The sequence below is a fragment of the Pseudomonas sp. No.21 genome, from assembly GCF_054558415.1.
Map to the genome: position 1 here is coordinate 304,105 of NZ_BAAJNO010000003.1, position 13,403 is coordinate 317,507.

The 13,403-nt window shown below is 66.4% G+C and carries 13 protein-coding genes; 8 read left to right on the forward strand and 5 right to left on the reverse strand.

All coding sequences use genetic code 11. The features are described from left to right. Window positions 1-910: 910 nt before the first annotated feature. Together ACYJSS_RS07250 and ACYJSS_RS07255 are read left to right on the forward strand one after the other, a co-directional pair. A complete protein-coding gene (locus tag ACYJSS_RS07250; RefSeq protein WP_236204505.1) occupies window positions 911-2,509 on the forward strand; it encodes a M28 family metallopeptidase in 1,599 nt (532 codons plus the stop codon). 101 nt (window positions 2,510-2,610) lie between these two features. After that, window positions 2,611-3,060 carry a LexA family protein gene (locus tag ACYJSS_RS07255; RefSeq protein ID WP_111264588.1) on the forward strand — a complete coding sequence of 150 codons (450 nt, stop codon included), beginning with the start codon at window positions 2,611-2,613 and terminating at the stop codon, window positions 3,058-3,060. A 402-nt stretch (window positions 3,061-3,462) separates the two neighbouring features. On the opposite strand, the gene ACYJSS_RS07260 is transcribed toward ACYJSS_RS07255, so the two are convergent. Together ACYJSS_RS07260 and ACYJSS_RS07265 are read right to left on the reverse strand one after the other, a co-directional pair. Next, window positions 3,463-3,858 carry a hypothetical protein gene (locus tag ACYJSS_RS07260; RefSeq protein WP_236204503.1) on the reverse strand — a complete coding sequence of 132 codons (396 nt, stop codon included), beginning with the start codon at window positions 3,856-3,858 and terminating at the stop codon, window positions 3,463-3,465. 51 nt (window positions 3,859-3,909) lie between these two features. Then, window positions 3,910-4,392, reverse strand: coding sequence for a GreA/GreB family elongation factor (locus tag ACYJSS_RS07265; protein ID WP_111264585.1), 483 nt, complete (start codon window positions 4,390-4,392; stop codon window positions 3,910-3,912). Window positions 4,393-4,515: 123 nt separating this feature from the next. Here ACYJSS_RS07265 and ACYJSS_RS07270 point away from each other — a divergent pair, with 123 nt between their 5' ends. From ACYJSS_RS07270 to ACYJSS_RS07290, 5 genes are all read left to right on the forward strand, one after another. Next, window positions 4,516-4,887, forward strand: a complete 372-nt coding sequence (locus ACYJSS_RS07270; protein WP_111264584.1) for an antitoxin Xre/MbcA/ParS toxin-binding domain-containing protein — start codon at window positions 4,516-4,518, stop codon at window positions 4,885-4,887. 35 nt (window positions 4,888-4,922) lie between these two features. Beyond that, window positions 4,923-5,675 carry an RES family NAD+ phosphorylase gene (locus tag ACYJSS_RS07275; protein ID WP_236204502.1) on the forward strand — a complete coding sequence of 251 codons (753 nt, stop codon included), beginning with the start codon at window positions 4,923-4,925 and terminating at the stop codon, window positions 5,673-5,675. Then, window positions 5,672-6,727 carry an AraC family transcriptional regulator gene (locus ACYJSS_RS07280; protein ID WP_236204501.1) on the forward strand — a complete coding sequence of 352 codons (1,056 nt, stop codon included), beginning with the start codon at window positions 5,672-5,674 and terminating at the stop codon, window positions 6,725-6,727. Before ACYJSS_RS07275 ends, ACYJSS_RS07280 begins: the two co-directional genes overlap by 4 nt. Window positions 6,728-7,074: 347 nt before the next feature. Then, the gene (locus ACYJSS_RS07285; RefSeq protein WP_236204500.1) at window positions 7,075-7,482 is read left to right on the forward strand and encodes a tetratricopeptide repeat protein; all 408 of its coding nucleotides are present in this window, start codon (window positions 7,075-7,077) and stop codon (window positions 7,480-7,482) included. Window positions 7,483-7,645: 163 nt separating this feature from the next. Then, window positions 7,646-9,010 carry a DNA recombination protein RmuC gene (locus tag ACYJSS_RS07290; RefSeq protein ID WP_236204642.1) on the forward strand — a complete coding sequence of 455 codons (1,365 nt, stop codon included), beginning with the start codon at window positions 7,646-7,648 and terminating at the stop codon, window positions 9,008-9,010. A 68-nt stretch (window positions 9,011-9,078) separates the two neighbouring features. Here the strand turns inward: ACYJSS_RS07290 and ACYJSS_RS07295 are convergent, their stop codons facing one another. Together ACYJSS_RS07295 and ACYJSS_RS07300 are read right to left on the reverse strand one after the other, a co-directional pair. Next, a complete protein-coding gene (locus tag ACYJSS_RS07295; RefSeq protein ID WP_111264579.1) occupies window positions 9,079-9,963 on the reverse strand; it encodes a metal-dependent hydrolase in 885 nt (294 codons plus the stop codon). Continuing rightward, entirely contained in the window at window positions 9,960-10,874 is a 915-nt protein-coding gene (locus ACYJSS_RS07300) for an alpha/beta fold hydrolase (RefSeq protein ID WP_111264578.1), read from the reverse strand. The genes ACYJSS_RS07295 and ACYJSS_RS07300 overlap by 4 nt, the downstream gene beginning before the upstream one ends. Window positions 10,875-11,186: 312 nt before the next feature. On the opposite strand from ACYJSS_RS07300, the gene ACYJSS_RS07305 reads away from it, so the two are divergent. Further along, a complete protein-coding gene (locus ACYJSS_RS07305) occupies window positions 11,187-11,999 on the forward strand; it encodes a MerR family transcriptional regulator (protein ID WP_111260436.1) in 813 nt (270 codons plus the stop codon). Between the two features lie 9 nt (window positions 12,000-12,008). Here ACYJSS_RS07305 and ACYJSS_RS07310 read toward each other — a convergent pair whose 3' ends face one another. Next, entirely contained in the window at window positions 12,009-13,211 is a 1,203-nt protein-coding gene (locus ACYJSS_RS07310; RefSeq protein ID WP_111260437.1) for a GGDEF domain-containing protein, read from the reverse strand. Between the last annotated feature and the right edge of the window lie 192 nt (window positions 13,212-13,403).

The window sequence follows — 13,403 nt, forward strand, 5'->3', positions numbered from 1 at the left end:
GCTAGGGTCTGCTTCCTGGGCCCCCTGCCTGGCCCCGTAAGAGGTCGGCCATAATGCCCTGCTACATTTGTCCCTCCAAACCATGGAGGGTAAACAATACGTGCTTTTTCCCTGGGTTCCTTTCCGGCTGTCCTGATGCCTTTGACTGCATTTGCGCTCGATGTCGGCGGCACTCTGAAAGTAGTCTCGGTCGAGCTGTTAGCTGATTTCCAGTAGGCGATCAAACTCGACGATGGGGGCGGTAGAACCGAATCCCTGTGGGTCGATTGCGCTTTGGGTGAGCGGGCCTACGAAGGGGTGGAAGCTGGAGCTCCAGTCAGACCTGACGAACGGTCCCAGGCGATTGCTTATCGCGCCTGTATGGATGCGGCTGACAAGTCACCGTTAGTCCTGCAGCCCGGAGAGTGGCGTTAACCAAAGCTCCACTCTGGCCGCTGTTTACCCGCAATCGCCACAGCGAGCAGTGGGTCTTCACGACGTTTCTTCAGGATGATGACCGGGATGTGGCCGGATTCGACCAGAGGCTCCGTCGCTGTGGGGGTTCTGGTGGGTAGGTGAAACATTTCCACAGAATGGTTCTTCGTGAAGCGAGGCCCCTGAATCCTTCTTCGGTGCTCCGTGATCCCACGAAACCGTTGCCGCGTCGCTCACCCCCGCACCGCTCCCCAAGTGATGGCTACAAGCTATTTTATTGATATCAAATTGGGTTCGTTTACCGTCACGTTCGTCGCGACTTGCGCCTTTTTGTATCGAAAAAGCGACAAGGTGCACGTTTTTCCCGTCACGCGCGAAGAACCCCGGCTACACCCTCCAGTCTAGGTTTTAGGCCGTCCGCAGGATGAAGTACCGGACAGTGGCGCAATGCCATTTCAGGCCTGCCTACAACCACTTCAAAAGGATTGGAGTCAGCATGAAAAATAATTTCAGACGTGTTGTCGGTTCCCTCGCGTTCGCCGTTTCCACGGCATCCCTTGCAAGCCCCGCCGCAGACGCCGAATTCAAGGAATTCTGGAGTCCCGGCAAACCCAACCCCTCCATCTGCAATTCGCCGCTGCTGGTGGGCACGCCGCTCGGGCTGCCGCGCTGCCTGCAGGCGAGCAACGTCTTCACTCGGCTCCAGGCGCTGCAGGACATCGCCAGCCTCAACGACGGCAATCGGGCTGCCGGTCAGCCGGGCTACCAGGCGTCCATCGACTACGTGAAGAAGACCCTGCAGAAGGCCGGCTACCAGGTGACGGTGCAGCCGTTCCCCTTCACCGCCTACTACCCCAAAGGGCCGGGCACCCTGAATGCGATCACGCCGACCCCTGGCAGCTATGTCTGGGAGACCGACTTCACCTACCTCTCGCAGAGCGAGGCCGGTGATGTGAGTGCACCGGTGGTGCCCGTGGACGTGGCGCTGGGGGCGGGCAACACCTCCTCCAGCGGGTGCGAGGCGGAGGACTTCGCCAACTTCCCCAGCGGCTCCATCGCACTGATCCAGCGCGGTACCTGCAACTTCGAGATCAAGGCCGAGAACGCCGCGGCGGCTGGTGCAGCGGGGGTGATCATCTTCAACCAGGGCAACACGGATGACCGCAAGGGCCTGGAGAACGTGACCCTGGGCGATGGCTACGAAGGTGGCATCCCCGTCATCTTCGCCACCTACGACAACGGTGCGGCCTGGGCCGGCACGGCAGGCCTGCAGCTGCGCATGGTCGTCGACGTGGTGCGCTCGAAGACCCAGACCTACAACCTGGTCGCCGAGACCCGCTACGGCAATCCGAAGAACGTCGTGATGGTGGGCGCGCACCTGGACTCGGTATTCGAGGGCCCCGGCATCAACGACAACGGTTCCGGCAGTGCCGCGCTGCTGGAGATGGCCGTGCTGCTGCGCAAGGCCTATCCGTTGAACAAGATCCGCTTCGCCTGGTGGGGCGCCGAGGAGTCCGGGCTGGTGGGCTCGACCTACTACGTCAACAACCTCACGCCTGAGGAGAAGAAGAAGATCAAGGCCTACCTGAACTTCGACATGATCGGTTCGCCGAACTATGCGAACTTCATCTATGACGGCGACGGTTCGTCCTTCGGTCTGCAGGGCCCGCCCGGTTCGGCCGCGATCGAGCACCTGTTCGAAGCCTACTTCAAGCTGCGTCGCGCGCAGTTCGAGGGGACCGAGATCGACTTCCGCTCCGACTATGCGCAGTTCTTCGAGGATGGCATCGCCTTCGGTGGCCTGTTCACCGGCGCCGAGGACATCAAGACCGAGGAGCAGGCGCAGAAGTATGGCGGTGCGGCGGGCCAGCCCTTCGATCCCTGCTATCACAACGCGTGCGACAACACGGCGAACATCGATCTGGACGCGCTGGAGATCAACGGCGACGCCATGGCCTTCGCCACCAGTTGGCTGTCGATCTCGACCAAGATCATCGATGACGAGATCGCTGCTGCGAAGAAAGCCCAGGGCACCGCGCTGCGTAAAGCCAGCGTGCGCGACGTCGAACGCTGGGGTGATGCCTACATCAAGTAACGCCTGACGGAGCTTGCGCCGGCCTGCCGGCGCAAGATCCCCGTTGACGAAAACCGGGCGCACAAATACTGTATATAAAAACAGTATCAGGAGGCGCCGCCATGGGTAATGTCCGCATCATCGGCCGTCTGGGGCCGTCATTCAGCAAGCTCCCGCTCTATACCCTCGGCATCGATGAAAACGATGCCAAAGGCCCGGTTCGCCTGCGCCTCGACGGCTGTACAAGCCTGGACGAGTTGCTGGGTATCGATATCCCACAGACCTTAACCGTCCGTCTGGAAGACGACAGCATGGAAGGCATCGGCCTCGCCGCCGGGGACCTGCTGCTGGCCGATCGCGCACGTGTAGCAACCGATGGCAGCCTGGTGGTGGCGGTGATCGATGGGGATTTCTACATACGCCGCCTGCGTCACGAGGAGGGCCGGCGCGTGCTCGTGGCGGAGAACGCCCGCTATCCGGCGCTGAGGCTGTCGCCCGGGCAGGACTGGATGATCCGGGGTGTCGTCACCCACAGCTTCCGCCGTCCGGAGCGCTGGCAACCCCTGGCATGACGCGGGTGCGAGCAGATAGGGGCTTAGTGATGCGGAGCGGTCGCCTGCCTGACCTTGTGCTCGCTCACCGGGCGCTGCACGGGCTGGCGAGGCGCTCGGGTCGTGGGGTGATGGTGGTGGTGGGTGATTCTGAGCATGGCCCAGAGCATCGCAACGGCTACCAGCAGCCAACCCAGGATCAACAACACGATAAAGGCTTCAGGACTCATCGCTAACCGCCTCGGTGCCCGCAAATGGGCACACAACTGGAGTTTAGTCCGGCATCCGTGACGCTTCCCTGACAGGCCCCGCCTTCGGTCGGCTGGCCGGCTTCTCCATCGGACGGGATGCGCGGGTGCTTGAAAACTTCGGCAGCGCGAGCGGCATAAAGTGCTGGTCGGATGACGTGCGGTCAGGGCGGGTTCAGTTGCAGAAGCGCTCCACGTTCTGCCGCGCCTTCTCGTTGGGAGCATTGCGCAGCTGGGCGGTCCAGAACTGGCATTTGGGGCTGGCCAGGCGTTCAGCCTCTTCGATACGGGCATTGTCGCGCTGTTGGGTCGCGCTCTGGTTCTGCTGGTAGCGCTTGAACATCTGCGCATTGTCCTGAGGGGCGGGAGCAGCCTGTGGGCCTGTCGGCGAGCCCAGGGGCGCCGTGGTGCCCTGGCCTATCTGCTCCCAGGCTGCACTCACCAGGTGCCGATAGCCGAACCAGGCCGTGGTGGCGACGGCGAGGCAGCCGAGCCAGATGCCCAAGGCGATGCACAGCACCAGTTTCACCGGGTCGAGGCTGATGTGAAGCGTGCGTTTGCGAGTGGGCATGGAACCTCCTCATAGGGGCAATGGAGCGATCAGGACGTGGCGCGTTCGCTCTCAGTGGGCGTCGATCACCTCGTACCATTGCTCGGCGCCGCCGATCGCCAGGGTGATCTCGGCTCCGGCGCCCTTGCCCAGCAGAGCCTGGCCGAGGGGGGAGCGCGGGGTGATCACGGTGATGTCCCCATCCTCGGTCGCAACCTTCAGGCCGGCGGCTTCCGGGCCGAGAAAGAGTAGTTGCTCGCCGCCGTTTTCCGCGCCCAGCCGCACCAGAGCGCTGAGCTGGATGCCCTGTGCCGGGTCGTGATCGCGCAGCGCCAGGCCCCGGAACAGGCTGATCGCCTGCTTGATCTCGGCGGCGCGGCGGGCCTGTCCGGTCGCGAGGTACGACGCCTCCAGCCCCAGCGTGTCGTACTTGTTCTCGGCGACGTTCTCTTCATGGGTCGCCGCTTCGTAGGCCGTCTGCGCAGCACGTTGCAGCAGCTCCAGGTCGTCCGAGAGCTTGGCGATGATCAGATGCTGGATACGGGCTTTGTCCATGGCGAGGACCCTTGTGGCAAAGGCCGCATTCTACGGTCGCGGCCGCCGGAATAGGAGAGGATCGTAATTTGTGTGTTTGCATCATATTTGCTTTATATTGATGCAAACGCACGGAGGAAATCCATGAGCGCCCTCAGCCGTCCCACTCTCGATCCCGATGCCGTACTGGCCAAGGCCCTGCTCAATACCCGCGAGCAACTCGGGCTGACCCAGCAGCAACTGGCCGACATCGTCGGTGTGCACCGTACCGCCATCACCCGCTGGGCGGACAGCGGCGGCATCCGTCCGCAGAGCAAGACCGGCGAGCTCGCGCTGCTGCTGATCCGTGCCTACCGCGCGCTGTTCGCCCTGTTCGGCGGCAATCTCGACGACATGCGCCACTTCCTGCGCACCGAGAACCGCCACCTGGGCGCCGTTCCCCTCGAACTGATGGGCCAGGTGCAGGGGCTGGTGAGGGTGGTGGAGTACCTGGACGCCATTCGCGGCAAGATCTGATCGTCCCTGACAACAACAACGAAGGAAGGCTGGACATGGATATCTGGACGACCTGCCAGGGCCCGCAGCACATCGGGCCCCTGCGTGGCCGCCTGGTGCGGTTGGTGGAGAGCCAGGAGCAGGTGGCGACCCTGCAACTGGTGGACAATCTCGCCGAACAGGCGTTGCTGGAGGAACTCATCGAAACCAGCAAGCCGCCGTTGCCCAGAAGCGCCGAGCCGCTGCACTACCTGCTCAAGACCCCGTTCCGCTACCCGCCGCTGCGCTGGGGATCGCGCTTCGGCACCGTCCATGAGCCGAGCCTGTTCTACGCTGCCTCGCGCCTGGAGACCGCCATGGCCGAGGGGGCGTTCTACCGCTTCGTCCTGTGGAGCGGCATGGCCGTGCCGCCTCCCAGCGGGCGCATCCTTTCCGAACATTCCTCCTTCGAGGCGCGCTTCCAGGTGGAGCGTGGCGTGCAACTGCAATTGCCGCCCTTCGAGCACCACGCTCAAGCACTGGCCGACCCGGTTGACTACCGAGCCAGCCAGGCGCTCGGCGCGGCCATGCGTGCCGCAGGCGTGGAGGCCTTCGAGTACCGATCCGCCCGCTGCCCGCTGCAGGGCACCAACATCGCCCTGTTCACCCCCGAGGCCTTCACCGAGCGGCGACCGCGCAACCTCACGCCCTGGCTCTGCGAGACCACCGCCGAGTATGTCGCCTTCAAGCATGCGCAGGCGCCGGATACGCCGCGCCTGTTCCGCATGACGCAGTTCCTCGTCGACGGCCACCTGCCACAGCCGGCATGACCGAGTCCTGGCCCCAGCGGTTGCTGGCCCTGGTCGCATCGCCCACCGGTATCGCCGCGAGCTACGTCGAGTCGCTGCTGCCCGCCGCCGGCGAACGCGGCCTGGATGTAGACGCGTTGCTGCGGGCGGTGGATATCCAGGCGGAACAACTGGCGCTGCCGGGCTACCGCCTGCCGCTGTTCAAGGCTTTCGCCCTGCTGCTTCAGGCTGAGCGTCTCGCCGGTGATGCGCTGATCGGCATGCGCCTGGGGTTGGCCGTGCGCCCGCGCTCCTTCCAGGTGCTGGGCTACTCGGCCATGAGCTGCGCCACCCTGGGCGAGACCATCACGCGCCTGCAGCGCTTCGAACAGCTGGTCTGGGACATCGGGGAAACCCGGCTGGAGGAGGAGGGCGAGTTCGTCGCCCTGGCCTGGCGGCCACGCGCGCTGCCCTGGGTGCCTCGCCAGGCCGTGGAGATGGCCCTGGCCGGCTGGCTGGCGTTCGGTCGCTGGTTGAGCGAGGAGCGTGCGCAGCCGGAGCGGGTGGAGTTCCGTCACCCCCTCGAAGCCGGGAAGGAGGCCTACGCCGACGTCCTGGGTTGCCCCGTGCAGGGCGGTTGTGCACGGCATGCCGTGGTGTTCCACAAGGCCCTGTTGCAGATGCCGTTGCGCGACGCCGACCCGCATTTGCGCGCCTTGATGGATGCCCAGGGTGATGCCTGCCTGGCCGCCTACCGTCTCGACGCCAATCTCGCCAACGAAATCCGGGCTGCGCTTTGCACCGGCCTGGCGCAAGGACAGGTCGGCCTCGATGATGTGGCGAGGCGCCTGGGGCTCAGCACGCGCGTCCTGCGTCGCCGGCTCGGGGAATCGGCGCTCGCCCTGCCCACCTTGCTGGACGAGGTTCGCAAGGACCTGGCGCAGCTCTACCTGCAGCACACCGACTTCGCCTTGCTGGAGATCGCCTACCTGCTGGGCTTCGCCGAGCAGAGCTCCTTCTCCCGAGCCTTTCGTCGCTGGACGGGTACAGCGCCTACGGACTTTCGCCGGCAAAAATGCGCCGCGGCGCCCTGAAACGGGGCATCCAGGGGGTTGACAGGAATGAGTTGTGCACAATAGCGAAGCACCTTGTCATTTCGCAGTCACATTCGCCCGTAAACGCTTGATTTTTCGTACCGCTTTTTTAAAGCAATGAAAAATAAAGGGTTTTCAGGTTGGTGAAAAAATCGCCAATTTGCAGGAGGCGCCCGTTTCATCGGGTTCGAAGAGCATTTCAATGAGCTTTCCCACAGAGTTATCCACAGCTTCTGTGGATTGTCCCAAGCGCTTGCTCTAGAACGCCACTCACGCGCTTGGCAAGACTTTACCTGTGGAAAAAAAGGAGTAGAGTTGCGCGCCTTTCCGGCCTCCACACCCTTTACATGAAGTCCAGAGCTCTCGCCGAAACGTCCCAGCACAACCAGCGCCTGCCCTTGCGCGTGGCTCTCTGGTTGCTCGACAACCCGCGCCTCGGCCAGACCGCCAGCGTCAAGCGCCTGGCCGGCAAGCTGCTCAAGCAGCCCGCTCGCCAAGGGGTGGTGGCCGCCCAGAGTCGCCTCGGGCAGATGCTCTGCCGCGACTGCGGCAACACCCGTGACCGCCGCATCGGTTTCGACATGCTGCGCCAGGCCGCCCGCGCCGGTGATCGCCGCGCCCAGCTCGAACTGGGCCGCCTCTATGTGCAGCCCCGTACCCAGGACATGCAGCAGGCCTGCCACTGGCTGGAGCAGGCTGCCGCCCAGGGTTCCCACGAAGCCAAGCGCCTGCTGAGCCGCCTGCCCGGCGCCTGACCGCCGCGTGGGCGCTGGGTATACTGCCCGGCACCCTCCCGCGGAGCCTTCCATGCCCCTCGACTTGCCCAATCTGCTGATCGGCCTCGCGCTCGCCGCCGTGCCCCTGTTGGGCCTGGCCTGGCACCTGCAACGCCGCATCGCCGCCGCCGACGTCGAGCGCATGCTCCTCGACGAACGCCTCGCCATCGCCCAGATGGCCCAGGACGGGCTCGGTGCCCAGCTCGACGACAGCCGTGCGGAAATCCGTGAACTGACCCAGCACAACGCCGCCCAGCAGGCCGAGCTGGCTGCCTTGCGCCGCGAGTCCGAGCTGCTCGGGGCCGAGCGCAAGGCGGGCCGTGAGGCGCTGGCCGCCTGGAGCGAGGAGCGCGAGCGCAAGGAAGGCGAGTTGCGCCGCCTGGACAGCGAGCGTGCCGCCCTGGCCGCCGAGCTGCGTGAACAGCAGGAATCGCACGCCCAGCGCCTGGCCGACCTGCAGGCTGCCCGCGATGACCTGCGTGCGCAGTTCGCCGAGCTGGCCGGGAAGATCTTCGATGAGCGTGAGCAGCGCTTCGCCGAGAGCAGCCAGCAGCGCCTGGGGCAGATGCTCGACCCATTGAAGGAGCGCATCCAGGCGTTCGAGAAACGCGTCGAGGAGAGTTATCAACAGGAGGCGCGCGAGCGCTTCTCCCTGGGCAAGGAGCTGGAGCGCCTGCAGCAGCTCAACCAGCGCCTGGGGGACGAGGCTACCAACCTCACCCGCGCGCTCAAGGGCCAGAAGACCCAGGGCAACTGGGGCGAACTGGTGCTGGAGCGGGTGCTGGAGCATGCCGGCCTGGAGAAGGGCCGCGAGTACCAGACCCAGGTCAGCCTGAGCAGCGCCGATGGCCAGCGTTTCCAGCCCGACGTGCTGATCCAGCTGCCCGGCGACAAGCAGGTGGTGGTGGACGCCAAGGTCAGCCTCACCGCCTACCAGGCGCTGATCGCGGCCGAGGACGAGGCCGTCCGCGCCCAGGCGCTCAAGCAGCACGTGCTGTCCTTGCGCAACCACCTCAAGGGCCTGTCGGTGAAGGACTACCAGCGTCTGGAGGGGCTGCACAGCCTGGACTTCGTGCTGCTCTTCGTGCCCATCGAGGCCGCTTTCGCCGCCGCCCTGCAGGCCGATCCCGGGTTGTTCCAGGAAGCCTACGACCAGCACATCGTCATCGTCAGCCCGACCACGCTACTGGCCACCCTGCGGGTCATCGACAGCCTGTGGCGCCAGGAGCGGCAGAGCCAGAACGCCCGCGAGATCGCCGAGCGCGCCGGCGCCCTCTACGACAAGTTCGTCGCCTTCGTGCAGGACCTGGACGAGGTGGGCAGCCGCCTGCAGCAGCTGGACAAGGCCTACTCCGCCGCCCGCAACAAGCTGGTGGAGGGGCGCGGCAACCTCGTCAGCCGCGCCGAGAACATCAAGCTGCTCGGTGCCCGCGCCAGCAAGAGCCTGCCCGGCGACCTGCTCGAGCGCGCGGCAGGGCTGCCGCTGCTTGATGAGCTGGACGAGTGATGCCTCCGCTCTGGCCCGGATGCCGGGCCTCGTTCCTCGGCCAATCTTGGGGGCGTGCGAGCGGTCGGCTAAGAGGCCAGCTCCGCCGCCGCACGCCGGGCTGCCGGCGAGCGTTCCAGGTAACTCAGCGCCACTGACAGATCCCCTTCGGTACGCGGGTGGAAACCCGGTTCGTAATAGCGCAGCACCGCGCGGCCGATGCTGCCGGGCGTGGGCAGCTTGTCGCGGGCGCCCAGGCGGCGCCAGTGGCGGAGGAAGCCGGGGCGCTTGGAGGCCGCCGGGTCCTGGCGCATGAGGCTGGCGGAGCCGACGCTGAACAGCGTGATCAGCGCGATGCAGGCCACCACCATGTAGAACCCCCGCGCCAGCGGGCTGCCGCCCAGGTGCACGTGCAGGTCATGGGCGACGCAGCGGTGCTCCACCTCCTCGGCGCCGTGCCAGCGCAGCAGGTCGAGCATCACCGGGTCGGCCTGGTCGAGGCCGCGGGTGGTGATGATCCAGTTGCCCAGCACACAGGTGAAATGTTCCACGGCGGCGATCAGGCCGACGCGCTGGCGCAGCCACCAGGGTTGCAGCCACCGGCTCAGGCGATGCTCGCCCAGCGGGTGGTCGCAGAGCACCTTGTCGAACAGGCGGTAGATGCCGGCGGTCACCGGTGTCGGGTCCAGCCCGTGGCGTTCCAGGTAGGGTTTCAACGCGCTGTCATGGGCGCGTGCGTGTTGTGCCTCCTGGCGCACGAAGCCGCGCACGTCCTCGGCCAGCAACGGGTCGCTCACCAGCGGCAGGGCCTTGTTGTACACGCGGCAGAACCAGAATTCACCGGCCGGCAGGATCAGGTGCAGGCTGTTCATGATGTGCGAGGCCTCGGGCTCGCCCGGCACCCAGTGCAGCGGTGTATCGGCGAAGTCGAAGCGCACCTTGCGCTGTTCGAGGCGGTGATGCGGCAGGTTCATGAGGCCCTCCTGGCCGGTTCCTCGCGGTCGACGAATTCGCGGAGCCACAGCGCCAGGCGCTGGGGCTCGGCCAGCAGTTGCCAGTGCCCGGCGCGCACTTCGCGGCGCCACAGGGTCGGTGCCCAGCGGGTCAGTTCGTCGAACAGCTGCGGCCGCACGAAACGGTCGCGGGTCGGGATGACCAGGTGCACGGGCACGTCCGTGTGGCGTTCGCGCGGGCGAAACAGGCTGCTGATGAAGTTGGCGCGGTAGAGCCTGACCCCGCGCTGGCCATCCTGGAGCTGGGTAGTGCTGACATGGGGCTTGGCGATCCCCTCGACGCGGCGCAGCAGGCTCGGCCAGGCGCGGGCCAATCCGAAGCGCCAGGTAAGTTCCGGCAGCAGCGGGGTGTGGAAGAAGGCGATGTACCAGGAACTCAGCAGTTGCCCGAGCATCTGCAGGTAGGCGCCGGCGCGCCTCTCCCGCAGCCTGCTGCGCATCCAGTGGCCGACGTGGTCGAGGCAGGGGCCGGAGATGCTGGTGTAGGAGGCCAGCAGCGGCTGGATGCGCGGTTCGGTCACAGCCTCCCAGCTCTGGATCGACCCCCAGTCGTGGGCCACCAGGTGCACCCGGCGATCCGGGCTGAGGGCACGGATCACCGCTTCCAGGTCGTTGGCCAGGCGCGGCAGGCGGTAGTCGCGGATACGCGATGGCACTTCGGATGCGCCGGCACCGCGCACGTCGTAGGCGATGATGCGATAGTCCGCCGCCAGCTCGCGCACCAGCGGCAGCCAGACTTCGTGGCTGTCCGGGTAGCCGTGCACCAGCAGCAGGGTCGGTCCCCTGGCGTTGCCCCATTGATAGGTGGCGAGGCGCACGCCATCGCCCTGCACGGTGATGCGCCGGGGTTCGAGGCCGAGGGGGGCGTTCATGACTGAGCCTCCTGGTGCGAGGGCGGGGTGGGCGTGGGGAGGGCGGGCATGGCGAATCTCCTGCTGGCCGAAATCGTTACATCGTTCGATGTCATCGATTGTCGGCCAGGGAGACGGGACTGGCCAGACGCCCAGCCCTGATCCGCAGGGTGGCTGTTACCGCGTTACCGTCGCGCGCAAAGCGCCGTGGCAGGCGGCTCGAAGGGCCGAAAGCGGCTTTCGGCGGGGACCGTCGGCCAGCATGTCCAGCCATAGGTTGGGCTTCCGGCCGCGCTGTTGTTGGCCGCCGAGGCGCAGGGATATGATCCGCCCATGAAGAATCCCCCTAGCTTCCTGCAGCGGCTGCTGGCCCAGGCGCCGCACATCCCCGAGCCCGTTCCGGGCGAGGAGTACACGGTCGACGAGCTCGCTCGCGAGGCCGGTACCACCGTACGCAACCTGCGTGCCTACCAGGATCGCGGGTTGCTGCCGCCGCCCGAGCGCCGCGGGCGCGTGGGCATCTACAGCGGCGAGCACCTGGCGCGCCTGCGCCTGATCGGCCAACTGCTGGAGCGTGGCTACAGCATCGCCAGCATCCGCGAGCTGTTCGAGGCCTGGGACCAGGGCCGCGACCTGGCCCACGTACTCGGCCTGGAGCAGGCCATAGTCGGCGACTGGGCACAGCTGGAGCCCACGCCCCTGGGCTTCGACGAAGTGCAGGTGCTGTTCGGCGACGAGCTCACCGATGAGGCCATGGACATCGCCCAGGCGCTGGGCCTGATCGAGTTCGCCGGTGACCACCTGCGGGTGCTCAACCCGCGCATCTTCAACGCCGGCGTACAACTGCACCGCTCGGGCATTCCGCTGCTGGTGCTGCTGGAGCAGTTCGCCACGATCCGCCAGCAGGTGGAGCCGGTGGCGGAGGGCATCGTGCGGATGATCGTCAATCACCTGGTCAACCCGCTGCTCAGCACCAGCCTGCCCCACGTCGCCGAGCTGGAAGGCCTCAACCGCCAGTTGCTGGCGCTGCGGCCGCTGGTGGAACAGGTGGTGGACAGCGAGTTGGCGCGCGGGCTGCAACTCTCGGCCAACCAGGAGCTGGGCGGCCGGGTGGGCGAGTTGCTCAGGGGCTTCCTGAAGAGCTGAGGGGCTGCCTCAGGTGGCTGACGCGAGGAGGGTCGATTGCCCGCGGAAGGCTTCCACCCGGTTGCGACCGCCGTGCTTGGCGGCGTAGAGCGCCACGTCCGCGTTGCCCACCAGGGCTTCCTCGCTGATCGCCGTACCCTGTTCGGTGGAGGCGACGCCGATGCTCACGGTCAGGTAGCCGCGCTCGGCCCCGGCATGGGGCAGCTGCAAGGCTTGCACGGCCGCGCGGATGCGTTCGGCGATGGCGCAGGCGGTTTCCAGGTCGGCCCCCGGCATCACCACGGTGAATTCCTCGCCGCCGAAGCGCGCGACGAAATCGCAGTGTTCACGGATGCTGGCGCGCATCGCCTCGGCCACCTGGCGGATGCAGGTGTCGCCGGCGAGGTGGCCGTAGCTGTCGTTGTAGAGCTTGAAGTGATCGATATCGAGCATCAGTACGCCGAGGTACTCGTGGTTGCGCGCGCAGCGGTGCCATTCGCGCCTCAGGGTCTCGTCGAGGTGGCGCTTGTTGGCGATGCGGGTCAGGTCGTCGGTGCGGCTGAGGATCGCCAGCTCCTGGTTGGCCAGGGCGTACTTGTGCGCCAGCACCTGGTGCTCCCAGGCCAGCTTCAGGGCCTCGTTGAAGCGGATCTGCAGGCGCCGGCCCATCTCGGCGATGAAGGGACAGACCACCCAGGCGGAGACGGCGAGGTACATCGCCTGGGGTTCCGGGTCACGCCCGTAGGCGATGCCGAGGAAGAAGAACATCGGCACGTGGAAGGCCAGGTGCGCGGGCCAGTAGGAGACGTTGCTCATCGCCACCATCACCGAGGCGAGGGCGATGCAGCCGAAGATCACGTCCTCGTAGGGCGTGCCGTAGCCCATCAGCCAGATGGCGCCGATGCCCCAGGCGAGGCCGACCGCGCCGCACTGGCACATGGTCATGCGTGCCCAGGTCAGTGGCGGGAAGCGTTGCGGGTCGCGGCGCCAGGCGCGCACCAGGGACAGGCGCACGACCATCAGCACCACCAGCACGGCGAGCCAGACGCAAAGCCCGCGCAATGGCGCGCTGGCGTGGTAGACGCCGAACACCATGGAGCCGGAGAAGACGTTGCCGACCGCCGTCGAGGGGCTGGTGGAGAACAGCGTGGCGACCCGCTCGGCGAGGTAGTCCTCGGCGGGGCGCTCGGGAAGGTGGGTCGGCACCGGGCCCGACCCACTGGAAAGATTCATTGCGATGGCTCCTGGCATGACGGCCTGGCGGCAGGGTGCGCCAGGGGTTCCTTATACCGTCCCGCATCGCCGAGGAGAACAGCGGCCCATCGACTGTTGCCACTGTCGAACCGGCGAGTCCCCGACCAGGCTGCGCAGGAGGCTGGAGCGAAGCGAAACCCGGCGTTGACCGTGCCCCGTCGCCTCCGACGC